We start from the raw sequence: 25,857 nt of genomic DNA on the forward strand, positions 1-25,857 counted from the left end.
CAAGTGTTTGACTTTTGGTATTGCCGGGAAAAGGACTGGTTTGGTCATCTAATCAGTGAGAAATTGTATTAAATGACTTGTGCACTTCCTCTATTTGTTGATTTTATTCAAAGAGGTATTTTGTAGGTATAAAAAAGGCGTATATTATTACACCAAATGTCGAAAAGGAGAAAACGTTTTATTGATTAAGGCTTCCCTCCGGCTAACGAACTTATGAGTTGTGTAGCATATTTAAGCTTAGCATCTATCTCAGTGTTTTGACGATGAATATTTTCTAAGTCTTGCAATGCTGACGAAAAAGCTTGCAAAGTATCCAGTACTAATTGTTTGTCTCCTGATTCAACAGCATCATGGCACTGATTTAATAATTTTCTATATGCTATTATTTTTCCAGAGGTGCTGAGGTCATCACCTTTTATTGTGGAGTTAGTTGTAGTCGTGGAGCCATTTTTAGCAACACTTTCAGGGTCATCAGCAAAAAAATGTTCGGTAGGTACTTCCAGGGCTTGGCTGATTTTCATAAGCAAATCAACCTTAGGGTAACCTTTTCCATTTTCGTAGATAGAAATGGTCCTAACGTTTACGCCTATTTTTTCAGCAAGAGCCTCTTGCCCCAAACGAGCTTTCTCTCTAAAGTATTTAAAATTCTTGGCGAAATTTGACTTTACTGTCAAAATGAACTGCTTGTTATGTACGAACGAATTATAAAAAAAATAAGGTAAATCTCTTTATCGAATATCCACCGAGTTAAATATATAAAAAAGAATCTGACCAATTAATATTTACTGTTGAATTTTCATTAAACGGGCAATAAAGATGGTGAGTTGATGGAGTGCTATGGCATTTAGAGGTGTCTTTTATTAAAGGAGGTATGTTTTAGCTTTTGTTCAGGAATTAATAACGCTTCAAAAATTACACTATTTTTATTATATTTAAAAAATATTTTAGTTTATCTGTTTTTGATATTGTAGTAATAATTTCATTTAAATAATTTCTGCTTAGTAATTATTGATTATTTATAACTCTATTATCAGTCTTGTTAAAATCTGTTTATACTTTATTCTTAATCTGTTTCCCGTTTTCAATTACTTTGTTGGCGAACCCTGTTGCAATTCCTAAGTTGTCAGGTCGGGTGAATGATTTAACTTATACCTTGTCAGAAAATGAAATTAATGATTTGTCCAGTCTACTTTCTGACTTTGAAAAATCAACTGGTAGCCAAATTGTAGTGCTTATTTTGCCCACTACGGGTGAGGAATCTATTGAAGAATTTTCATTAAAACTAGCTAATCAGTGGGGTATTGGAAGGAGAGGTGTGGATGATGGCATAGTATTATTAATTGCTAAGAATGATCGTAAGGCCAGGATAGAAGTGGGTAGCGGGTTGGAGTCGGTGGTTAGCAACCAAGCTGCTCAAAAAATAATGGATACCATATTAATACCACATTTCAAAAGCGGTGATTTTAATGCAGGTGTTGCCAAATCATTGGCTGCTCTAATGGAACTTATTAATGAACAACCTCGATTAGACGCGACAGATAGCAATGGAAAGTGGAAATCAATTTTAAGTACGCTAGGGGTACTCGTAAGCTTGTTTGTGCTTTATAAATGTAACGCATTTATGAAGAAGAAATTCGGAAATGTAAAAGGAGCATTGATTTTTGCAATAGTACTCTTCATACTTGGAACTATTTTTATAAACGCCATGGTCAGTATTTATGTTAGTCTGTTTTTTTAAAGAGAATAGCACAAGGTATGATGCTTCATAAGAATGTGTAGTTTTACTGAGTTTTGGAGCAGTAATACGGTCATAGATGAGAAAGTATTTAAAGTCATGATAGTGAAGTGATTGTCTATAAGTTTATGAATTAATTTTTGTAATTATATTAATCTTGGCAAAATAATAAGTAGATTTGATTGTTAAAATTAAATTATAATTATTATTACTTTAATTAAAGCATGATAAAAATATTTCTTAATTTTTTTTATATATTATTTTGGTTTACACCAACAATTTCCCTTTATGCTCAAGGTGATTTTGAAATACCAATGAATCCTTCTTTAGAGAATTTAATCCCCCCATCACCTAATGCATCAGCTTTAGGGAAATTTGGCAATATTCCGGTAGGTCTGTCTACGGGTATTCCTAAAGTGCAAATACCAATTTATTCTTATAAGAATGAGGTTAATGGGATGGAGTTAGATATTAGATTAGATTATCATGCTGGTGGCATACGTGTTGATGAAGTAGCATCTAATGTGGGTATCGGATGGGCGTTAATAGCAGGTGGAGTAATTTCAAGGACAATAAGGGGGATTTCTGATGAATTTCCTATTTACGGTTTTATTAATACACCTTCTTTACCCACAGGCAAAATGGAAGGAAACTTGTGGAATGGTAGTTTTTTAGGTCTTAATACGTCTGTAAATAATAATATTGCTTCAGGTATATTGGACGCGGAATCTGACATATTTAATTACAGTTTCAATGGAGAAGCCGGTAAGTTTGTTTTAGGGAAGGGAAATGATCAATTATTGCTTGATCAATCTAATATTAAGATTGAAAAAATCATAGGCAAGGATTGCTCTAAATGTGAAAAGAAAATTCTTTCCTTTACTATTACTGATGAATTAGGTTATCGTTTCATTTTTGATGCAATGGAAACAACTACAGATTTGAGCCTCTTCGGCTCGCGTTCTACTTATTCTTCTAGTTGGTATTTGACAGAAATACAGCCTCCTTTTGGTAATGAAAAAATTTCTCTTATTTATGAAGATACTAATTATAGATATGAGGTAGGATCTAGCATTAATCAAATTTTTCCAATTGGTGGAGCTATTGGTTGTCCGCCATCTAAAACCACTAGTAATGTTAGATCTGTTAGGGTACATGGTAAACGATTATCTAGCATTGAGTTTCCAAATGAGGTAACTCTCGAATTTAAATATGACGCCAATCAAAGGCAGGATTTGGAAGGAGATCACCTATTGAATAAAATTATAATTTCTAATAATGAACAAAATAGAAAGGGCTTTGATTTAGTTCATGACTATTCTTTAAATCGAGCCACTCTTTTAAAGGTGATCCCATTTTCAGGACATTCAGGAAATGAGCTTTTAAGTTCGGGTTATGCTATGCAGTATGATCTTCCTCTTCCCAATAGGATTAGTGGGGCTAAAGATCATTGGGGGTTTTATAATAAGTGGGGGGGGAATGGATTACCTGAAGAATATGTAATTCTTAATAATGGCTATCAAAAGATGAATGGAGAAAACAAAATGACAAATTCTACTTATTGTAAAGCAGGGTCATTAAAGAAAATTACTTACCCTACGGGAGGGTATACTTTGTTTGAAATGGAAGCTAATCAGGCCACGGATAGTCGATTAAGTCAGACCATTACGATTTTAAGAGACCCTTACCCTAAGAGTGCTACGTCCATATATTGTACTACAGATTATGTTAATTATGTGGAAGTTAATTTTGAAGGGAAGGCAAATACAGGATCTTATTTTACTTTCAATCTAACCAGTACTCCATTTTGCAACTCATTGGGTTCTACTTGTAAAATTGTGATGGAATTATATGAAGATCTGGATGACTTTACTCCTATAGAAGTTTTTGAACTCGATGGCGGAACTACAGATACTCAAACTTTTTATACTAGTAAGCTTACCCCTCGTAGGTATTGGCTAAAAGCTAATATGAATTATTATTATCAAAATGCTACTGCAGGATGTAATTTCAAATGGACTGAGGAAAGGGATAAAATAGAGCAGGAGATACATATTGATCAGCTTTATATTGGAGGACTTAGAGCAAAACGTATTGTTGATTTTTCTAATCCCCAAAAGCCTGCAAGTATACGAGAGTACAGTTATGTTAGGGAGGATGGTAAATCATCAGGTATACTTGCAATATATCCTACTTACTCTCATAAGGTAAACTATGGGTTTAGTGAATTCCAAAGTCTGCCAGTCGATGGTGATATTTACTTGTCGAGTCCTCGTTCATTTCCCTATATGGTACGTTCAAGTAACCCGATTCATAATCTATTAACAGTAAATGGTAGTCCAGTAATGTATAGTAGGGTGTTAGAGCGGCAGATTGATCTAGATGGACATACATTGGGTGAAATTGAACGCAAATTTACAACTGGCTTGGCATCTATAACACATGATTATCCTTTTACTCCTACTTCCTTCTCAGATTATAGCAAGGGATTGCTTAAAGAAGAGATCGTGAAAAATGCTGATGGTGTTGTAATAAAACGAACAATCAATGAATATAATTTTATTCAAGATGATTACTGGAAAGATCCTGAACGTTTTGACCATTTTCGATCTTCCGTAGTAGGTGTAGTTGTTTATCATGATTTTACTTTAGGTTCAAGTGGTCACAACTGGAGTGAGTTTGATCCTAGTTATTATATTACCAATGATTATTATCCAGATGCAGGAAGAATGGAGCATTCTAAAACTACGACATTTGATTACAGTAATGGTAAGTCATTAGTTAATGAAGTAAATTATGAATATGATGATGATGACTTTTATCTTCGGAAATACACACAAAGAAATAGTAAGGGGCAACAGTTGAAGGTGGAATATACTTACCCGAAAGATATGGTAGAGACTGGCCGTGATCCAAAAGGAGTATATAATAAAATGATATCGTATGAGCATAATATGCTCAGTCAGATCGTTGAAAAGCGTAATTATAGTGAGGGAAAACTTAACTTTTTAAATCGTACAGACTACTATGAGCCTTACTCTGGTGTGTTTGTTCCTCAAGCGGTTACTGTAAAAAAAGGGGATCATGAAGAAGAGAGGCGTTTAAATTATTTGAATTATACTTCTGGAGGGAAGCCAGTAACTGTTGCTAACGAGCATGATCGAATTATTCATTATATCTGGGCTAAAGACCAATCCATACTTATTGGAAGGATTTCGCAAATAACTGGTGGAGGTGGGTATGTAACTAGTTTTGAAGATGATGGTTTTGCTGATGATAATAGCAAAACAGGTTATCGGGTACGAAATACCGATTATGAATTAAATGTGGAGGGCCTTAGTTCAGGTGATTATATTCTAACTTATTGGAAGAGAAATGAAGGTATATGGCAGTTAATAAGGGAGACGTTCAAAGTGTTGGGCACTAGTTTTAAATATAAAATTATGGTCAATAGTTCAAGTCCAATTGATGAGTTACGATTTTATCCTTTGAACTCTGAAATAACCACATATACTTATGATCCATTTGTAGGAGTTACGAGTGAGACTGATACCAATAATAAGACGACTTATTATCAATATGATAATTTGGGACGGTTAAAGAGTGTATTTGATGAAGAAGGTAATATTTTAAATACGAACGAATATCGTTATATTACACCAGTTTGTCATGATGCAGCCATGGAAATAAAGAGTTCTTATAGTGGAAAGAGTGGAGCTCAAGAGATTATCCATAGTACAGCTGTAGTATTAAAGCCAGGGTTTTCTTATAAACCCTCTAGTAGTGGAGATTCCTTCAGGGTAAAAATAGAATGTACATTTTCTAACTAACTTAATTAATTTACGGTTTAATTGTTAAATAAACTGATTTAAGTGAAAATATTTATATGTAAATGAGATTAATATCATTAATTATATTCGTTTTATTGTCATTGATGGCCGAAATATTTTGTTTAGGGCAAGATAATAATCAGAATTATATAAGGGTCACTACCCCTATTGTCGAAGTTAAGTCTGTGGTAGATTTAAATGAATTTGGAAGGGCTCAGAAGGAGGTGTCTACAGTATATTATGATGGCTTAGGACGACCTAAGCAGGAGGTTCAATGGCATAGTTCACCTGATGAGTTAAATATAGTAAAGCCAATTATTTATGATAACTACGGTCGGGAATATAGATCTTATCTTCCATTTGTTCCTTCTCAACCAATTACATTTGATAATTATGTAGATAATTCAAGTATTATTGATTTGTCTAGTGGTACATATATTGGTATGGCCATAGGCAGTTACTCAGATAGTAGGCCATTCACACAGCTGGTTTATGAACCATCTCCTTTAAATAGGGTAATTAAGGAATACTTACCTGGTGAAGATTGGTTTTCAGCCGGAAAATACATTGCACATAGTTATTTGATTAATTCATTGGGATCTGATGAAGGCTCAGAACATGTAATAAGTTTTGAGATAGATGGAGACGGTTATTTATCTAGGTCCTTAGAGAAGGAAGATTATATTGCAGCAGGAGGTTACTATGAGTCAGGGCAGTTGTATGTTAATGAGACCAAAGATGAGTCGGGAATGGCAGTAAGGGAATATGTAAATAAGTCAGGTCAAACTGTTTTAAAGAAGGTTCAATCATTAAACAATATTGAGTCTCTAGATGATCGTGCTTCTTGGGCACAAACCTATTATATATATGACGTTTATGGTAATCTTCGTTATGTACTGCCTCCATTATTAAGTTATGAGTTGTATGCTACTGAAAGTTACTTGCCTGATGAGTCTGAATTGAATGCATTAGCCTTTCAATATCAATACGATTATCGAAACCGTATGACAGCAAAGAGAGTTCCGGGAGCAGATTGGGTCTATATGGTTTATGATAAAAGAGATCGCCTTGTTTTGACTCAAGATGGAAACCAGCGTGAAGCTAAGCAATGGTCATTTACTAAATACGATGCATTAAACCGACCTATTACTACTGGTGTATATACCAATAATGATGTAATCGCTGTAGATCAGATGCAGGAATATGTGAATACCACTGTAGGTAGTGGTTTGTTGTGGTATGAAACCTTCGATGCGGCAACAGGGCTTTATACTAACAATTCTTTTCCAAATGAAAACCTAAAGTATAACACCTATACTTTTTATGATAACTATAATTTCATATCTGGTAATTATTTCGGAGAAGCGTATACCTATGACGATACTCAGTTGAATAATGCTACATGTGCCCAAGGTACATATGATTTTCCAGATGCTGCATTTGAAAGAGTTAAAGGTCAGGTAACGGGTAGTATGAGTCGAGTATTGGGGGCTGATAATAAATGGATAAAAAGTGTAACGTATTATGACAATAAATATAGAGTAATACAAAATCTTACCACTAACCCATCAGATTTAATCAGTATAGATATATTGAGTAATATTTACAATTTTCCAGGATGGGTTTTGAGGGCTAAAAATAGTCATCATCAACAAGGTAGAGAAATAAATATTATAAGAGAATACGAATATGACCATGCAGGCAGGTTGATGAATACTTGGCATCAGATTGATGATAGCGAGCGTGTTTTACTGTCTCAGAATGAGTATAACGAGTTGGGGGAGCTGATAGATAAAGGATTGCATGTGGAAAATAACCAGCCACGTCAATCGATAGATTATCGCTATAACATTAGAGGCTGGCTAGAAAGTATCAACGGCAGTAATCTGGTGGAATTACCTGGCAAAAATGTTAATGATCCTGTTCCAGATTATTTTGGGATGGACCTTATCTATAATCAACCAATAATTGGCTTACCTAATGAATAAATTATATACTAAAATTATTATTCTTTGTTTTATTGTGCTGAATGTAAAAAGCACAGTATTTGCAATAAATGAATTGGATGATGCGTCAAATAATATTCGAATGGAGTTGCCGTACCGAGGCAGTACATCATCTTCTGGTGTAGTAAATTGTTTGGAACTGGCAGATGGAGAGGGGTTAGTGCCTGATGCAATAGAGATGCAGGCATTAAAGGCGTTTTATGAGAGTACTGGAGGTCCGAATTGGACATTTGATACAGGATGGCCTTCTTTAGAATTGTGGCCTGATGATATGTCAGTTAGCGATATAGATTGGACAGGTGTAACTGTTAGAGATGGTGATGTTGTTCAGTTATTATTCTTTAATTATGGATTAAACGGAACACTTCCTGAGGCTATTGGTGACTTGAAGGCATTGGAATGGTTCATTGCAATATTAAACAGAAACTTAGTAGGACCTATTCCAGAGCGAATTGGTGAACTGTCTAATTTGACTGTAATGCAGTTGTACAATTGTAATTTTGGTGGAGAGCTACCGGCTTCTTTAGGGCAATTACAAAATTTAACAACTTTGACGCTTTGGGGGAATAATTTTGAAGGCGAGTTACCATCAGCTATGGGTGATATGGCTTCACTGGAAAGTTTTTACGTTCAGGACAATGATATTGTTGGGGGAGTGCCCGTAGAGTTTGCGCAGTTGACTAATTTAAGGGAGCTAGAACTTTCCAATAATCAAATTACTTCCGTTCCCCGGGAGCTTTTTTCTTTGCCAAAATTGGAATTTGCTTATCTTAAAAATAATGCATTAACAACTTTTCCTAATTTAATTGGTTTGGAGCCGACAGAGGAAATTACAATTGATATTAGAGGTAATGAGGTGCCGTATTCATACATACAGGACAATTTGGATGTACAGAATTTCAATATATTGTATGATTTACCTCAAGGTTTTACTGATTTACTTGTAAATCAATCACTAACATATACCCCTCAATATAATGGTAATATAGCCGCTGTAAAGTGGAAAAATTCAGGAGATAATAATGAGCATGTGTATGCTTATCATTATGATGCGATGAACCGGATAACGGATGCACATTATGCTGAAGGAGTAAGCCAAGGGAACAACTGGACTACTACTAAAGCACAAGGAGGCTATAGTGTAACAGGTATTGGATATGATTTAAATGGGAATATTCAAACCTTAAACAGGCAAGCTATAGATACAGATATACAAACTATAGATGCTTTAAACTACACGTATAAAAATGGTAACCAATTAAGTAGTGTGTCTGATAATGCCCGTCTTGCAGGCTTTAGTGATGGTCTAAATGAGGGGGACGACTACGCCTACGATGCTAATGGCAATATGATTCAAGATTTGAATAAAGGCATAATTGATATCACTTACAATTACCTGAATTTGCCAGAGAAAGTACTCAAAGATGATGGGCAATACATCAAATATATTTATGATGCTACAGGAGTGAAGTTGGCTCAAGAGGTATATGACGCCAATGATAATTTGGTGAAACGCACAGATTATATAGGTGAATTTATTTATGAGCAGCAAGGAGAAGAGCCTTCAGCATTGCAGTTTATTCAGCATGAAGAGGGGCGAATAGTGCCAGATGCCACCACAGGAGAGTGGGAGTACCAATATAACCTGAAAGATCATTTGGGTAATACACGTTTAACTTTTACCACTAAACCTAAAACACTTCATTTTACAAATAACTATGAAGGCACAGGGGATGATGATCAGGAATTATTTGAGGAAGTAACGGTAATACAAAACGATATTTTTGACCATACTGATGCGGCTGGCACTGCTTACAACAAAGCTCAAATGCTTAATGGAGCTAGCGGTAGCCAAGTAGGTGCTGTAATAACCATACCTGTGGCGGCAGGCGATACCATTTCTGCTTCGGTATATGCAAAGTATATAGAAATAACTCCTGATGCTACCAATGCTACCACCACTATTGCCAGTGCATTGATCAGTGCCTATACAGGCGCTACTGGAGGTAGTGTAGTAGATGGCGGAGCTTCTACTATAGGTGATAATTTTAATCAGGGCTCACTGATAGGGCAGCCAGGTTTCCCTGTAATTGATAATGGTGCACCACGTGCATTTATTAATGTAATGTACTTGCCAGAAGGAGAGTCAATAGACTTGGTGAATGAGGCTAGCTTTGCTTATGACCAAATAGATATTAATGCTACCCAGCCAATAGGCCAGCCTAAAAATGGTAACTTTGACAAGTTACAGGTAGAAGACTTTGTGGCACCGGGTAAAGGTTATGTAATGGTGTACTTAAGTAATGAAAGTACTACCCTTACAGAAGTTTACTTTGATGATATAGATATAGCCATCAACGAAAGCCCAATTATACAAACAGATGATTACTATCCTTTTGGGCTTACGTTTAATAGTTATCAGAGAGTGACGGCTAAGGAGAATGATTTTAAGTATAATGGTAAGGAGTTGATTAATGATCTTGATATTGGGTGGTATGCGTACGGTGCACGAAATTATGATGCGAGTATTGGCAGGTTTTTTAATGTCGATAGATTTGCAGAAAAGTATTATAGTTCAGCCCCATATCACTATGCATTAAACAATCCCATTCTTTATGTTGACATGAATGGAGACTCAACTATTTTGAATGGGTTTCTTAAGTGGGCAAAGGGTCAAGTAACTCCTATTGGTGTTGGTATAGTTAATCTCGCAGAAGAAACTGCTAATGGGAATTATAAGCCATTATTGAATATGGTTTCCGCTGCACATTTGGTAAAAGATAAGGTAGATCGCTTCCAAAATGGAGACGCTTCAGATAAAACTGAAGTTGCTTTAGAAACGGTAACAGATATTGTAGTTGCAGCTGTTGCAGTTAAGGGTTCCACCGTTTCAGCCTCAGAGGCAGAGGCTAGTGGCATTAAGGCAGTACAATCTGAAGTTGATGCTACGGTATCAACAATGCAAAAGACGGGTCAATCGCCCGCAACAGTGGTAGGAGGTCGTTTGCCAAATGGAGCAACAAAAGTTGGTTCAAGTGGAGCACCTCCTTCAACAGTAGCCACATCTTTAGAAAATGCTGCAAATAAAATTGGTGGTGTAGGTGCAGAAAGAGCAGGAAATATTATTGGGTGTTGTGGGGAATTTCGTTTAGGGAATCAATTATTGCTGGAAAACCCAGGATATAAGCCTACGGATATTAAATTCACCCCGGCAGTACGTCCACGAACAGGTCAAGTTATTCCACCTTGTCAGAATTGCCAGGATATTTTTAATATAAAACCTTGAGAAATAGATTTTAATATGGAATATACAAGAGAAATGCAGCCAACTATTGACATAGATTGGTTTGCAATAGATAAAAATGGTTTCATTATTCATTTTGCTTCAGGTGGTGGATTAATACCAAAATCTATATCCCTTTCGAAGGAAGATACTGATAAACTTTCAATTTATTTTCGAAATTTACCACTTCTGAATCAGGACGTGTCTATTAATAGGTCTTTACAAGATTTTGTCCAATTTCAATCAGAGAGAGATAAAGAGAGGTATCTGTCAGATTTTTTTTCAATGTCTAAAAGAGGATTTTATTCATATGATAAGAGCACTCCTGGAGATTTTTCAAATAGAAACTATCATTTGGTTAGCTCCCCAAGTCATCCATTATTAATAGATGACTTTTCTAAAGATATTAAAGAGATTCTTATTAGAACTAGAATTTTAAAAGACATAAAAGATGTAAATTTAATATCATTATCAGAAGAAGGAGAGATTTTATAGACCCAGCTCGGTCGCAATTGTATTGCATCTGAAATCTTCATTGATATTTATAATGCCACAATATAAAGATCAGAAAGCCCTGCATTAACGCAGGGCTTTTTTTATGCTATCCTGACGAATGTCATGGTGTGGCTTTTCTTGATCAGATAATTTTGTGTTTTGTTTTAATAAAGTTAGGAAGATGCAAAGTGGCAAAACAGAAATAATGGCTCCTGTGGGTTCTTTTGAGTCATTAGCGGCAGCGCTTAACGCTGGCTGCGATTCAGTTTATTTCGGTGTAGAGCAATTGAATATGCGCGCGCGCTCATCGGTCAATTTTACTACTGATGATTTACGAGAGATCGTGTCGCGGTGTAGTGAAAAAGGCGTAAAGAGTTACCTCACCATTAATACAGTGCTTTATGATCATGATATCAGGTTAATGAAAATGCTGGTAGATCAGGCTAAGGAGAGCGGTGTTTCCGCAGTTATAGCCTCTGATCATGCTGTAATGGCTTACTGTAGAAAAATTGGTTTGCCTGTTCATATCTCTACTCAGGCCAATGTAACTAACATAGAAACTATAGAGTTTTACAGTGCCTTTGCTGATGTAATGGTTTTGTCTCGCGAGCTTAGTTTAAGGCAGGTGGCACATATTGCCCGAGAGATAGAGCGACAGCAAATTAAAGGGCCTTCTGGTCAACTTATTAGAATAGAAGTTTTTGCTCATGGTGCTTTGTGTATGGCGGTGTCAGGCAAGTGTTATCTTAGTCTTCATTCCCATAATGCCTCAGCTAACAGGGGGGCGTGTATTCAAAATTGTAGGAAAACGTATGTTGTCACTGATGACGAGGGTACAGAATTGGCTATTGATAATGAGTATATTATGAGCGCTAAAGATTTATGTACCATCGGTTTTTTGGATAAAGTAACTGATGCAGGTATTCAAATTCTGAAAATTGAGGGCAGGGGTCGGTCAGCTGATTATGTAGACACTACAGTGAGGTGTTATAGGGAAGCAGTAGATGCTCTGGAGAACGGCACTTATAACGAAGAAAAAATTGAAGACTGGACTCAAAGATTGGCTACCGTATATAATCGTGGTTTTTGGGATGGGTATTACCTTGGTCGAAAGATGGGCGAGTGGAATGATTCTTATGGCTCAAAGGCCACGGAAAAGAAAATATATTTAGGCAAGGGAGTGAAATACTTTGGTAAAATCGGTGTTGGCGAGTTTCATTTGGAGGCGCACCATTTAAATAAAGGTGATAAAGTATTGATTACGGGGCCCACTACGGGAGCAGTATATGCTGAAGTAAGCGAAATCAGGAAAGCGGACGAGGCCGTTAATTTTGTGAGCAAGGGAGATGTGTTTTCTATGCCAGTTGAAAATGCCGTGAGGCCTTCAGATAAGTTATATAAAATTATAGTAGCATAGTTATGCCGCGTATATTATTTCAGCGGATTAAATGTATAGGATGTAATGCATGCGTAGAGGCCGCGCCTGATCGTTGGCGCGTATCTACCAGAGATGGAAGATGTAACCTAGTCGGTGGAGTAGAGAAGAAGGGTATACATCAAGTTTCCATATATGAAGCCGAGCGTGATGAAAACCTTGAGGCAGCCAAAAATTGCCCTATGCGGATTATTAAAATAGAAGGCTAAAAATAATGATTCATATGTTATGAGCTGTTGCCTCTGTAGGTGGCAGCTTTTTTTGTATAGTAGGTTGCCGGATTGAAAATTTACCATTCATAAATACTTCCTTCTTTACTTTTTATGCATCAGGTATATTGCACATTTACAATTTAAAAAAATATGAAATACTTATACCTCTGTGTTTTAATAATGATTACCAGTGCGGTCAGTGCTCAGGATAAAAAGGAATGGGATGTGGCCGACCCTACAGGCAACTGGAACTATAAAGAAATGCCCCTTTCTACGACCGAGGGCACTTGGATGAACTTGGATGTAAGCCCAGATGGCAGTAAAATCGCTTTTGATATGCTGGGCGATATTTATATTATGCCTTCCACAGGTGGTAAGGCCACTGCCCTTAGGTCGGGTGTGCCTTTTGAAGTGCAGCCAAGATTCAGTCCTGATGGCACCAAAATATCATTTACCAGCGATGCTGGTGGAGGTGATAACATCTGGGTAATGAATATTGATGGCTCCGATGCTAAGCAAATTACCAAAGAGGATTTTCGCTTGCTTAATAATGCCGTTTGGACTCCCGATGGTAATTATTTGATCGCTCGTAAGCATTTCACTTCTGGGCGAAGTCTTGGTGCTGGCGAAATGTGGATGTATCACATTACGGGTGGCAGCGGCTTGCAGCTCACCAAAAGAAAAAATGATCAGCAGGATGTAAACGAACCTTATGTATCTCCTGATGGTAAATATTTGTATTACTGTGAGGATGTGTATCCCGGAGGTTATTTTCAATATAACAAAGATCCTAACAGTCAGATCTATGCGGTAAAAAGATACAGCATTGAAGATGGTGAAACCACAACCATTACAGGTGGCCCTGGAGGAGCATGCAGGCCTACAGTTTCTAATAATGGTAAGTATTTGGCCTTTGTAAAGCGCGTTCGTACCAAAACGGTACTCTATTTACAAGATTTGGCTACTGGCGAAGAGTGGCCCATCTATGATGAACTGAATAAAGATCAGCAGGAAGCCTGGGCCATTTTTGGTACCTACCCTAACTTCGACTGGTCACCAGATGACAAGTTCATTTATTTCTGGGCAGAAGGTAAGATCAAAAAAATTGATGTAAGCTCATTGGAGGTTACTGAGATTCCTTTTGAGGTGGAAAATACCATAAAGATAGCGGAGGCGCTTAAGTTTAAAAGAGACATTAATCCTGATAAGTTTGAGGTAAAAGATATTAGAAATGCTATTACTTCGCCTGATGGGAAATGGTTGGTGTTTAATGCTCTAGGTCATTTATATAGAAAAGAATTGCCTTCTGGTTCACCGGAGAGAATCACATCGGCTAAAGAATTTGAATTCGAGCCGGTATTTTCTGCTGATGGTAATACCCTGATATACGTAACTTGGGAAGATGAAAATATGGGAGCCGTAAAGAAAGTGTCTCTGAAAGGGAAAAAGAGACAGCCTGTGCTTATTACTCAAGAGATGGGAATTTATCGCACGCCAGCTATTTCACCAGATGGAAAATTAGTGGCTTTTGTTAAAGAATCAGGAAACAGCATGTTAGGAGGTACTTTTGATAAAAATCCTGGCATCTACACCATTTCGATAGATGGAGGTAAAACCAAGTTGGTTACGAAAGATGGTGAATATCCACAGTTTAGCGCTAAAGGAGATAGATTGTTCTTTCAAACAGGAGGATATTTCTTTGGCAATCTTACCAAAAACTTAAAGAGTGTTAACCTTCAGGGTAATGATGAGCATACACATGTAGAGTCTAAATATGCTAACCGTCTCATTCCGAGTCCTGATAACAAATGGGTTGCTTTTATTAACCTGCATAAGGCATATATTGCGCCTCTTCCGTTAACCGGACAAACGCTGGATATTGATCCTAATAGCAAATCGGTGCCTGTGGCTGCCATTACCAGAGATGCGGGAATCAATCTTCACTGGTCTGGTGATAGCAAGAAAATCCACTGGACCTTGGGTGATGAGTATTTTACCAATGATATTAACGAGAGATTTACCTTCCTTGAAGGATCTCCTGATAGTATTCCTCCAATAGATACAGTAGGCGTAAAGGTAGCTTTGGAGGCTGAAACGTATAAGCCTGATGGAATTATTGCATTTACTGGTGCTACCATCATAACCATGGAAGGTGATCAGGTGATAGAAAATGGAACTATTGTTATTAATGGCAATAAGATCGAAGCAGTTGGAGATGCTTCTGTAGCCATACCTGCAGGAGCTAAAGTATATGATGCTAAGGGCAAAACCATTATGCCTGGCTTTGTAGATGTACATGCCCATGTAAGCGCTTTTGGCTATGGCATTACTCCACAAAAACACTGGCCGCTGTATGCTAACCTTGCCTACGGGGTTACTACAGCTCATGATCCATCGGCTAACACGGAAACGGTTTTCGCAGTTTCTGAGCTGATTAAGTCAGGTAAGATGAGCGGCCCTCGTCTGTTTTCAACAGGAATCATTTTATATGGTGCCGATGGTGATTTTAAAGCCAAGATCAATAGTTTGGATGATGCTCGTTCTGCATTGCGAAGAACCAAAGCCTTTGGAGCTTTTTCCGTGAAGAGTTACAACCAGCCAAGAAGAAATCAGAGACAGCAGGTGATACAAGCTGCCAGGGAGCTAAATATGTTGGTAGTGCCGGAAGGAGGCTCTACTTTTTATCACAACATGAGCATGATTATGGATGGACATACTGGTATAGAGCATAACATACCAGTGGCCCCGGTTTATAAAGATGTACTGGAACTGTGGGGTAATAGCAACTCAGGTTATACACCAACGCTCATTGTTAATTATGGAGGATTAAGTGGTGAGTACTACTTCTATCAAAATTATAATGTGTGGGAAGATGAAAAATTACTCACTTTCTACCCAAGAGGAATGATTGATTCTAGGTCTCGACATAGAATTATGGCTCCTGAGGAGGAGTATCAAAATGGTCATATTTTAGTGTCACAAACATGTAAGGCACTGGCAGATAATGGGGTAAAAGTAAACCTTGGAGCCCATGGACAGCTTCACGGACTGGGAGCTCACTGGGAACTTTGGATGTTGAAACAAGGAGGTATGAGTAATATGGAAGCTTTAAGAGCAGCCACCTTGAATGGAGCCAATTACCTGGGCATTGATGAGCAGGTAGGTTCGCTAAAAGCCGGTAAACTCGCAGATCTGATAGTATTGGATAAAAATCCTTTGGAAGGAATAACTAATAGTAATTCAGTAGTTTATACTATGGCTAATGGTCGTTTGTATGATGCCACTACTATGAACGAAGTGGGTAATCATGAGCAAACCAGAACCAAATTTTACTGGGAAAATAATAAATATAATCAAGCCTTTGACTGGCACGAATCAGCTGAAAGCTACATGAAAGTAGGCTGCAGCTGTGAAGCTGATCATTAGTGATTATTGATGTTTTTAATTGAAACCGGGCTTAGTCTCTTTATTGGTTAATATTATATCAATCTTTGAAATTCTTCTAATAATAGATAAATATGTTGGTTAACTAATTTGAATATTCATTCCATTTTGGGGTAACAATGTATAATTTTGAATAAAAGAAATAGAATTATGAAAGTTGTTAAAGTAGTGTTGTTTTTTCTTGTGAGTTCAAATTTATTTGCTCAAAATCTAATTCAAGATACTGGTAATATTGGAATTGGCACAGTTACTCCACAACATAAATTAGATATTAAATTAAGTGGATCTGGACACTTGAAAACTTATGATTTTGGTATGGAAATGACTGTAGGGACTACTGGGGGATGGGCAAGAGGTTTTAGACTAAGAAACGAGAATAATAATAAAGGTACTATTTTTGGCAGCTTTAATGGTGTAGCCTATATTGCAACTGGTTATGATGTTGAGTCAGACCCAACGGGCTATCAAAATATCGATATAGCAATTTTAGAAAATGGTAATGTTGGTATAGGAACTACTAACCCTAAAGGGTATAAATTAGGGGTAAATGGCAAAATAGCAGCAACAGAGGTGAAAGTGGCTAGTTATTCTAATTGGTCTGATTATGTTTTTAAAGATGGGTATCAATTGGCCGATTTAAGCGAGGTAGAAAAATATATCAATTTGCATGGTCACTTGCCAAATATTCCTTCTGAGCAGGAGGTAGCTGCTGATGGGTTTTATTTAGCAGAAATGGATGCTAATCTTTTGAGAAAAATCGAAGAGTTAACACTTTATTCTATTAAGCAAGATAAAGTTATCTCTTCATTAATTGAAGAGTTATCTCAGCAGAGAGAAGAAACGGAGCGTTTAAAAGAAATGAATCAGTTAATGCTTGATCAGATAAACCGTATTATAAATAATAAATCAGTGAAATAATAAAAAATAAAGCCCAATTCAATATTGAATTGGGCTTTATTTTTTAAAAAGAAATTTCGTTATTCTCCTTCTTCAAGTTCTTCTTGAGTTATTACTTCCTCTTCTTCATATACTTCTGAATCCGGCTCTACTGTTTCTTCTTTAGCTTGCAGCTTGTTAAGCTCTTCTTGTAAAGCAGGAATAAAGCTTGAAGTGGAGAGGTCTGCATTGTTTACTATTTCTGAGATAGCCGCTTCCTTCTTCGCAGGGTCGTTTAGTAGCATTGCAGGTTGAGCAAATTTGGCAACGGCCACATCAATATCACTTTCTGAAATGTTACCCTTTTTCACCCATCCAGTTTGTAGCCATTTACCACCGGTTCTTTTGCCTACTACTTCTAACCAGTCACCTTCGGTAGATTTAATGGCGATAATGTCCATTTCTTGAAACTTATTGTCTGTTTTAGTTAGTAGGTCAGGGCGTTTGTAAATAGAAACCTCATCTACAAAAACACCTACCTTGGCATCTTCAATGATAAAATCTGATAATGCCCAGCCCTTAGTGCCATCGGCTAATGTTACTAAAGTATACTCTCTGTTGTTATCTAAACTGTCCTTCGCAGTAGATTTTAAGCTGGTTAAAGTCTCTCCTAAGCTTAAAGATGTTAACCATTTAGATTTTGATGATGGCTCTTTTCTAATGGAAATGTTTTCCCATACACATACAGCCGCTACTTCTTCTTTTACTGGTTCTGTAGCTTCTGGTGCATCGCTAGTCTCTTCCGTAGTTGTTGCTTCAGTAGTTTCTTGTTCTTCTGGTTCGGACTTCGATGAAGAACAATAGGTGAAAAGCCCCATTGAAAGGCAAAAAATGCTAACTTTTAAAAAATTCATAACTATAAATTTATTTTGATCAATCTCTTTTTTTAATAGAATTATGCAAAATAATATTTTTATAGTTGATTAATAAATATTTTTATTGAAATAATAACTAATTTATTTCTTGAAAAGCATATTTAGTTCATTTATAGGATGCTATTACTTTAAAAAAAGTAATGCAAATAGGAAGGGAACTCTTAAAGCTTTGAAAGATTACATTATTTATAGTAGTAAAGAAGCTAGAATCTCTTGTTGAAAAGTAAGGCGGTAAGTAGTGTATCGCAAAAAAAATTATTGTTAACAATGTATCTGCGACAGTAAAAGACCATTTAGCTCAAAATTTATAAGCAGGTGTGTCTGCATGTAAAACAATAAAAAATAGGTGCTTTAATAGATAGTGAAAACGCTATTTGTTAATTATTAGCTAATTAGTTTATCATGAAGTCTGGTGCATTTACATTGTTAGGGAAATGTGATTTAGTTTGATTTCTAACTTCTGAAATTTTATTGAGTAACCGAGTTATCCGGAGGTTTAAATACTCGCCATTATAAATAGGGTTGTCGAGATGGGTTATTACATCTTGCAGTAGATCCACTAAGCTAAGTTGTATAGGGCTTTCTTGCTTTACATAGCACATGTGCCAATCGTAAAACAACCTGTTTTTAGATGTGGGAACTTCTAATAAGTTAATTATTTGATGTCGGCTATCCTGTTCAATGGTTTTCATGAGGTATTTGACAGTAACCTCATCACCTTCTAAGTATTGTAAGAAATTATTATCTCTGTACTGCAAAAAACCTGTAAGTTCTAACGCTTCATTTTTTTTCTTGGCCTTATCTGCAAGACCAATAAGGTCATATAAACTGAAATATTCATTTGCCTTGCTTAGGTAAATAATACTATACATGTCTTTAATGTTATTGGTTTAATAGCAATACTGTAATGGCCGAAAAATCACATCTGATTTGTTAATAATTTAATTATTCAGATATGTTATGTCTATTGGTAGCCATATTTGATAATGCTTAACAGTCGCACTAACCATCTAATCATATAAAACATTTGTGGTCAGTGATATGTTTAGCCTTCTGAAATGAGAAGGCCTGATTTGTACCGGGGTTTATACACGCGGTATCGGGATACTACAATGATTAGGTCGATATATTTATTGAATCATATTTAGATGCTGGAATGTTTTATTAATCGATGGAGCATATAAGTTGCTAAGTTTTTTGTGGAACTTATTTACACATGTCTACTTCTAAGATTTAATAGAAAGGGGAGCCTATACCAATAGGTTTCAGAATAGCTTGTCATTCGTTAATTTAGCCCAAACCTTAAGCGTATGTTGTGTATAGATAATTCTAGTATTGAGCCTTACTTTAACCAGGCGGTAGAAGAGTATTTTCTTAAAAATTCTGATGAAAACATTTTCATGCTTTGGCGAAATGATAATGCCATTATTGTGGGGAAACATCAGAATACCATAGCCGAGATAAATGTGGACCATGTGAAAGAAAGGGGCATTAAAGTGGTGCGTAGGCTTACTGGAGGAGGTGCAGTTTTTCATGATCTTGGAAACATAAATTATACTTTTATCATGGGCTTTGGTGATGAAGGTGCCAAAGTAGATTTTAAAAAATACAATCAGCCTATTATTGATGTGCTGGCTTCTTTGGGCGTACAAGCTCATTTTTCAGGCAGAAATGATATTCTAATTAACGATCAGAAGTTCTCTGGAAATGCTGAGCACATATTTCATCAAAGAAAGCGCGTGTTGCATCATGGTACTTTACTTTATTCGTCTGAGATTAAAGATATTTCAGATGCCCTGAAGGTAAATCCGCTGAAGTTTCAGGATAAAGCCAGGAAATCAGTGCGTAGCAGAGTCACTAACATTTCATCTCACCTGAAGGAGGATATTGGTGTAGATCAGTTTAGAAAGAAGGTAATGGATCATATTACACACATGTACCCTGATGCTAAACCTTATACACTTTCTGAGGCTGACAAAGCAGCTATACAACAGCTGGCAGATGAAAAATACAGCACCTGGGGATGGAATTTTGGGCATTCACCCAACTATGGCTTAAAGCATGGAGTAAAGACAGTAGGTGGCCATGTGGAGGTACACATGAATGTGGAGAAAGGAGTAATTACTGCTTTAGAAATCTTTGGAGATTATTTTGTGAATAAGGATATTGATCCGGTGGTGGAAGCTCTTATTGGGAAAGAACATAGAGAAGAGGTGATTTTACAAACGCTAAAGGAAATAAAAAGTAGTGATTACTTTAGCAATATTAGCGAAGAGGAGCTGGTAAGAGCATTTTTTTGATTACATAATATTTAAAGAGATGGAATTACCTGCTGGATTTTGTAAAGTAAATAAAATATAGAGGTCAGGTAATTCCATACCATTTATTTTAAATTAATAAGTAGGCCACCCGTTGACAAAGTACAAATCACTAATAAGCATTTTAGGTGTGCCATTATCTTCGGCATCATAGGCATGCCTGCTCATTATATAGTTACCATTGTGTTTGTAAACATCTTCTGCTCCTGGGCCCACCCATTTTGCATTGCCAGCATCAAGTATAGTAGCCCCTCCGTTAAGCATGTTGACCCCATTTTTGTCATAATAGGGACCTGTAATGCTGGTAGATCGGCCATAAGCTATCTTATAAGTGCTATTAGTGCCGTTGCAACAAACTCCAAGAGAAATAAATAAGTAATAATATCCATCATGGTAGACGATGGCCGGGTTTTCTATGCCTCCACTTTTGCGAGCAATGGCATAGTGTGTGCCTGTCGGTTTCATATCGGCATCTTTAAGTCTTACTACTTTTATTCCGTCAAACCAAGAACCATAGACTAACCAAGGCTTGCCGCTGGCATCAAGAAATGCATTAGGGTCTATGGCATTGGCAGCGCTGCTATTGTTGGTGCTCAGTACCAAGCCATCATCTCTCCAACCTCCACCAACAATACTGGGGCAGGAAGTTAAACCTATGGCTGAAGTATTAGTGCCAAATTGTGAGATAGCATAATAAAGCCAATATCTATCTCGATAGTATAAACAGGATGGCGCCCAGACATCATTATTGCCCATTTCTGGTGCATAACTGCGCCACCAAGAAAGTTCATTAGGAAAAACCTGAATGCCTTGGGTCCAGTATAAACCATCCGAAGAATATTTAACACCTATACCTTGGCCTGTCATAAATGCCCACCATAAGCCATTGGGTTCTTTAATTACAGTTGGGTCATGAGAAACGGTATTGCCAGATAGCTCCCAAAAGCTTGATTGTACTGGTATGGCGCTATTATTTTGAGGTTTTGAGGTGGCCACTTTTTGTGGCGAGGTGTTTTCTATGTCTTCTTCTACGCATGATAAAAGGACACAGGTGAGTAGGATTATCTTTAATCCAGTTTTTGTAAAATTAATCATCTTTATGAGGTTGTAGGTTGAAATAATATTATCAGTATAATACTGAAGCATAATAAAATTATTATTTGTAAAAAATACAATTAATAATTTTTCTTTTTATTACATCCTACCTCTATCAATTTTACATGGGCAATTGCTTCTTAGTCATAGGTTTGCTGCTAAAACGAATAAGTGGCTTCATTTTGTTAAGTGGAACAAGAGATGCTCAAAGTGCATTTAACCTAGAGGTATTAGGCCATCTATCTCTCCGTTAATTACTACAAAAAATCCATCCAAAATTGGGCATTTCCGAAAGAGTCATCTTGCCAGGCATCGAAATGAAGAGATTCGAAAATGCTTAGGGTTTCGTTGTCCACAAATCGAGAGGTAATCATCATACATCTTCTTCTCGGTATCGAAACTAAAAGTTCTTCAGCTTGTAAAAGTTCATGAGCTTTCATCATGTGGCTTTTGCATAGAATCTTTTCAGCTGCAAAGTCATTGCCAGATGCGGTAATTACTTTTCCGCCCAGCTTGTCAGAAACTTCAAATTTAGATTCTATTTCTTCTAGATTATCGTAGGCCTGCTTTAAAAGTGCATTTGGGTCTTTTCCTTCTAAATCTTTTGGCATTAAAAATATAAAATTAGAGGGAGTGTCATATCCAAAACCTACTACTAGCTGGGGATCTTCCGGTGAACCTATTAAGGTTTGCTTCAATGCACCAGCCTGAATACCTACCCAGTTGCCTGGTTTTAGTATAGGGTATATTTTCGTTATTTCGCCAGACTTAATTTTTTCAACATCGTCATTAACTCTTTCATCAGACTCTTTAGTTCCTTTTCCGAATATTCTCTTAAAAAGTGACATATATTAAATTATTTACTGTAGATGTATTTTATAACTTAATATAGTTTTTGTGTATTTAATAAAGAAATAATAAGTAGTAAATGATTGAAATTCTGAGATTTAATGAATTTTGTAGTATGAGATATGTGCTCTACACGTAGTGTGAGAATCTCCCTAAGCAGCAAATCGATTAGGACGGTTTACTTGATTATTGCCAGTTTATTTTCTTGCGGAATATGTTTTAAAGTCCTCCATTGAGTTTTGATTTGTTCTGTCGTTTTCATCAATTTGATAGCCAATAATATTTCATACTCTCCGTTGTCAACGGATTGGATTAAACGATGAAGTAGGTCAACAACGCTTTTCTTATTCCTAGTAGTGTGTTTTTCTAAAAGATCGCATTTATTCCAATCGTCACCACGATATAAGTAAATGCAGAATCCAGTCCATTTATTATCTAAATCGTCTCCTCCGTACCAACCTAAGTCAAGATTGTAATTTCTTTTTTTTATCCACAACATGTCTTCTTGAACAAAAATTAAAGAGTATTTGTCGTTCTCTGATGAGTTGTCAGCTATGTCAATGTTGTAAAACTCATGGCGCTTAATCTCCCAGTCGGTAGGAATATTTACTTCTTGTTTTCTATAACTCATCTGTCAATAAATAAATTGGAGCTAAAGCCTCCTGCATAAAGCTTGGCTGATTTGAGTTCTATAATTTCATTTTGCAACTAAACCAAATCCGTGATTTGACTGGCTTTCTATTAAGTACGAAAGGCCGAATGTTATGGTTTATTAGTTTTTATATCCTCATCCGAAATTGCCTCCATCATTTCTGGTTGCAGACTAAGAGGATAATCTCTATGCAATTCAGCAAAAGGAACTTCTTCTTTTAGCTTTTCTAGAGTTTCTAATCTTCCTTCCTCACATTGATATTTCGAAAGCTCATTCAAAACTCTATTTCTTATTCTTTTTTGTTGAGCATTGCTTAAAAAGGGTGAGCGCCCAGTCATTAATTGATCTGCTATTTTTTCATTGTATACTACTTTTATTGAATACGAATCACACCCAATAATTTCTGTAGGTTCTTCGTCAAAATATAGTATATACTCAGGTTTAATGAAGTGGTTTTTAATGTCCTTCACTCGTTTTAAAAGTTTTTTATCTTTAATACTGTCAATTGAAAATTTGGAGCACATTTGTTCCCAAGCCAAACTATCGAGGCAGTAAGGGTTCATTGATCCTATTTCGGACGTCTCAGAATTATCAAATTGAAAATTACAGGAGCTTAATGCAGTTAGGATAAGAAAATATATTCGTTCCATTTATTTTCATCAAGGTGAAATTTGTCTCTGAATTGCTCGAACATTTAATTGTTATAGTTGAGTTGTCGGTTTTTCCATGTAGCCTGCTCAGGTTTATGTAAAAGACCTAATTAATGTAATTTACATTGCTCATGTGCTCAGCACGGCCACATTAGTTTTAAGATACCAAAAATATTCACTGAGAGCATGTCATTTAATCTATATATTGCAGCATTTCGACAATCAGGTCCACAATATATTATGTATACATTGTTATTGTCTAAAACAAACTTTCTTAAACGTGATGTCTCTTTACCAGAAGTTGTCTGAAATGCTCTCCCAAATATACTAGCTATATAGCGGAGTCAGAGAAGTTTCATTCTAAAGTGTTTTTAATTCTCTTCCATAGAGGTAGGCATTGACTGCTTGTCTGGTTAGTTATGCATCAATAGCACCTGAACTTTACTTATATTCACTCCGGGTTCCAATGACACGGTGTTTTAATGGTATAAGCTCTAGCCACTGCTCTTATTGTGAAATGTATTGACACCATTCTTTTTCGAGTATTCTATCTTATGCTTTATATTAATGCTGCTCTGCTTTTGCTAGGTCTGTATAAACAACAATATGATTAATCTGGTAGTTGTTTGATCTGTTGTATTATTTTAATATTCTATTATAAGAATGTTGAATAATGGAATAAATATTAGCGATTGTTATATTTTGTGTTTGGTTAATAATTCGATATTTAAAATTGTTAATTAAGTTAAAATCTTGTTTTAAATATTGAATTTATATAAATATATTTTGTTTTAGAATGGTTTGTGATTAAATTAAAAATAACCTATTAATCAACAAAACCAACTCAACATGTTCACTCTTCTTACTGTATTCATAGCAGCAGTGGTATGCTTGCTGTTATTCAATTTGGTTGCCACATTAATCTCCCTCACTGTAAACAAGGTAGAGTTTCCTGAAGAAAAAGATGAAAAAGATATGGCATTAATTATTACTGCTTATAAAAGCATGAAATTAATACCTGCTCTTTTGAAGTCAATTTCCCTATCGAAGTATCAAAACTATCATGTATACGTGGTTGCTGATGCTTGCGAAGGCGAGGATTTAAACATTGAAAGCGATAAAGTTACGGTGCTGTTACCCATTACTCACCTTAACTCTAAGCTCAAATCTATTCGGTATGCTATTGATAATTTTGTCAGGCAGCACGACACTTCCATTATTTTAGACCCCGACAATCTTGTACACAGGGATTTTCTAAGTAAAGTAAACATTCATAGAACGTATTATCCTGCGGTACAAGGTAGGCGTGTGGCCAAAAATATGGATACTCCTGTAGCAGCATTAGATGCGGCCGGGGAGTTGTACCATAACTACTCTGATAAGTATGTGCCTTATAAGTTAGGCTCCTCCTCTGGCATATCTGGCTCTGGAATGGCCTTAGAAACAGGTCTTTTACAAGAGTTTCTTAATAGCGATTTAATCAACCAGCAGATAGACGGTGTAATATCTGGTGAAGATAAGATGCTGGCCAATTACATTATAAAAAAAGACTATGTGATTTCGTATGAGTACGATGCCATAGTGTATGATGAAAAGCTGGAGGATAAAAATCAAATCCAAAATCAAAGGAGCAGGTGGTTAAAATCATACTTCGATAATTTAAAAGCATCATTAGCAGTTGCATTTTTAGGCGTAAAGAATAAAAGCTGGAATCAGGTGCTATTTGGTGTTTATAACAGCTTTCCGCCATTGTTTTTACTTTGTATAGGTACGGCTGCGCTTATTCTGGTTTCATTGTTTATTTCACCGGTATCAGCAGGGTTTTTGATAATTTCTTTAGTGTTTTTTGTTTGCAATTTTCTGCTGGTATTGCAGCTAGGAGAAGCTCCTAAGCCAGTGTGGAAGGCCCTAGAGCAGATTCCCGTTTTTATGCTAGAGCAAGTAAAGGCATTAGCTTATATTAATAGAACAAAAAAAGATTTTCTAATAACTGATAATTCCAAAGAGGTCAGTATAGAAGAATTAAATAAGGGGTAGTTAAC

General features: G+C 36.3%; 18 protein-coding genes. 11 read left to right on the forward strand and 7 right to left on the reverse strand.

Annotation, left to right across the window (positions count from 1 at the left end):
* Positions 1 to 185 precede the first annotated feature (185 nt).
* Complete coding sequence (locus ACXACQ_RS05795; RefSeq protein ID WP_474974990.1) at positions 186 to 674, reverse strand: helix-turn-helix domain-containing protein; 489 nt, start codon at positions 672 to 674, stop codon at positions 186 to 188.
* A 458-nt stretch (positions 675 to 1,132) separates the two neighbouring features.
* Here ACXACQ_RS05795 and ACXACQ_RS05800 point away from each other — a divergent pair, with 458 nt between their 5' ends.
* The 9 genes from ACXACQ_RS05800 (at position 1,133) to ACXACQ_RS05840 (ending at position 17,358) form a co-directional block, all read left to right on the forward strand.
* Positions 1,133 to 1,738: a TPM domain-containing protein gene (locus ACXACQ_RS05800; protein ID WP_474974991.1), complete on the forward strand. Its 606-nt coding sequence runs from the start codon at positions 1,133 to 1,135 to the stop codon at positions 1,736 to 1,738.
* Between the two features lie 221 nt (positions 1,739 to 1,959).
* Positions 1,960 to 5,565: a hypothetical protein gene (locus tag ACXACQ_RS05805; protein WP_474974992.1), complete on the forward strand. Its 3,606-nt coding sequence runs from the start codon at positions 1,960 to 1,962 to the stop codon at positions 5,563 to 5,565.
* Between the two features lie 62 nt (positions 5,566 to 5,627).
* The gene (locus ACXACQ_RS05810) at positions 5,628 to 7,553 is read left to right on the forward strand and encodes a DUF6443 domain-containing protein (RefSeq protein WP_474974993.1); all 1,926 of its coding nucleotides are present in this window, start codon (positions 5,628 to 5,630) and stop codon (positions 7,551 to 7,553) included.
* Entirely contained in the window at positions 7,546 to 10,857 is a 3,312-nt protein-coding gene (locus ACXACQ_RS05815; protein WP_474974994.1) for an RHS repeat-associated core domain-containing protein, read from the forward strand. Before ACXACQ_RS05810 ends, ACXACQ_RS05815 begins: the two co-directional genes overlap by 8 nt.
* A gap of 15 nt (positions 10,858 to 10,872) precedes the next feature.
* On the forward strand, positions 10,873 to 11,349 hold the full coding sequence (locus ACXACQ_RS05820) for a hypothetical protein (RefSeq protein WP_474974995.1): 477 nt from the start codon (positions 10,873 to 10,875) through the stop codon (positions 11,347 to 11,349).
* Positions 11,350 to 11,530: 181 nt separating this feature from the next.
* Complete coding sequence (locus ACXACQ_RS05825) at positions 11,531 to 12,766, forward strand: peptidase U32 family protein (RefSeq protein WP_474974996.1); 1,236 nt, start codon at positions 11,531 to 11,533, stop codon at positions 12,764 to 12,766.
* Positions 12,767 to 12,768: 2 nt separating this feature from the next.
* Complete coding sequence (locus ACXACQ_RS05830; protein WP_474974997.1) at positions 12,769 to 12,993, forward strand: ferredoxin; 225 nt, start codon at positions 12,769 to 12,771, stop codon at positions 12,991 to 12,993.
* Positions 12,994 to 13,146: 153 nt separating this feature from the next.
* Positions 13,147 to 16,422 carry an amidohydrolase family protein gene (locus ACXACQ_RS05835; RefSeq protein ID WP_474974998.1) on the forward strand — a complete coding sequence of 1,092 codons (3,276 nt, stop codon included), beginning with the start codon at positions 13,147 to 13,149 and terminating at the stop codon, positions 16,420 to 16,422.
* Positions 16,423 to 16,590: 168 nt separating this feature from the next.
* Positions 16,591 to 17,358 (forward strand): hypothetical protein, encoded by a 768-nt coding sequence (locus ACXACQ_RS05840; RefSeq protein WP_474974999.1) that lies wholly within the window; start codon positions 16,591 to 16,593, stop codon positions 17,356 to 17,358.
* Positions 17,359 to 17,417: 59 nt separating this feature from the next.
* Here the strand turns inward: ACXACQ_RS05840 and ACXACQ_RS05845 are convergent, their stop codons facing one another.
* Both ACXACQ_RS05845 and ACXACQ_RS05850 read right to left on the reverse strand, forming a co-directional pair.
* Positions 17,418 to 18,230 carry an SH3 domain-containing protein gene (locus ACXACQ_RS05845; protein WP_474975000.1) on the reverse strand — a complete coding sequence of 271 codons (813 nt, stop codon included), beginning with the start codon at positions 18,228 to 18,230 and terminating at the stop codon, positions 17,418 to 17,420.
* 413 nt (positions 18,231 to 18,643) lie between these two features.
* Positions 18,644 to 19,123 carry a BLUF domain-containing protein gene (locus ACXACQ_RS05850; protein ID WP_474975001.1) on the reverse strand — a complete coding sequence of 160 codons (480 nt, stop codon included), beginning with the start codon at positions 19,121 to 19,123 and terminating at the stop codon, positions 18,644 to 18,646.
* Between the two features lie 438 nt (positions 19,124 to 19,561).
* Here ACXACQ_RS05850 and ACXACQ_RS05855 point away from each other — a divergent pair, with 438 nt between their 5' ends.
* Positions 19,562 to 20,551, forward strand: a complete 990-nt coding sequence (locus ACXACQ_RS05855; RefSeq protein ID WP_474975002.1) for a lipoate--protein ligase — start codon at positions 19,562 to 19,564, stop codon at positions 20,549 to 20,551.
* Positions 20,552 to 20,644: 93 nt separating this feature from the next.
* On the opposite strand, the gene ACXACQ_RS05860 is transcribed toward ACXACQ_RS05855, so the two are convergent.
* The 4 genes from ACXACQ_RS05860 to ACXACQ_RS05875 all read right to left on the reverse strand — a co-directional run bounded on the left by ACXACQ_RS05860 (position 20,645) and on the right by ACXACQ_RS05875 (position 23,704).
* Positions 20,645 to 21,664, reverse strand: coding sequence for a glycoside hydrolase family 43 protein (locus tag ACXACQ_RS05860; RefSeq protein WP_474975003.1), 1,020 nt, complete (start codon positions 21,662 to 21,664; stop codon positions 20,645 to 20,647).
* A gap of 257 nt (positions 21,665 to 21,921) precedes the next feature.
* Entirely contained in the window at positions 21,922 to 22,512 is a 591-nt protein-coding gene (locus ACXACQ_RS05865) for a hypothetical protein (RefSeq protein ID WP_474975004.1), read from the reverse strand.
* Between the two features lie 179 nt (positions 22,513 to 22,691).
* Positions 22,692 to 23,144 carry a hypothetical protein gene (locus ACXACQ_RS05870; protein ID WP_474975005.1) on the reverse strand — a complete coding sequence of 151 codons (453 nt, stop codon included), beginning with the start codon at positions 23,142 to 23,144 and terminating at the stop codon, positions 22,692 to 22,694.
* A 131-nt stretch (positions 23,145 to 23,275) separates the two neighbouring features.
* The gene (locus ACXACQ_RS05875; protein WP_474975006.1) at positions 23,276 to 23,704 is read right to left on the reverse strand and encodes a hypothetical protein; all 429 of its coding nucleotides are present in this window, start codon (positions 23,702 to 23,704) and stop codon (positions 23,276 to 23,278) included.
* 960 nt (positions 23,705 to 24,664) lie between these two features.
* Between ACXACQ_RS05875 and ACXACQ_RS05880 the strand changes: the two genes are divergently transcribed.
* A complete protein-coding gene (locus ACXACQ_RS05880) occupies positions 24,665 to 25,852 on the forward strand; it encodes a glycosyltransferase family 2 protein (RefSeq protein WP_474975007.1) in 1,188 nt (395 codons plus the stop codon).
* The last annotated feature ends 5 nt before the right edge of the window (positions 25,853 to 25,857 follow it).

This window comes from Fulvivirga sp. AWR4_260, from assembly GCF_056158185.1.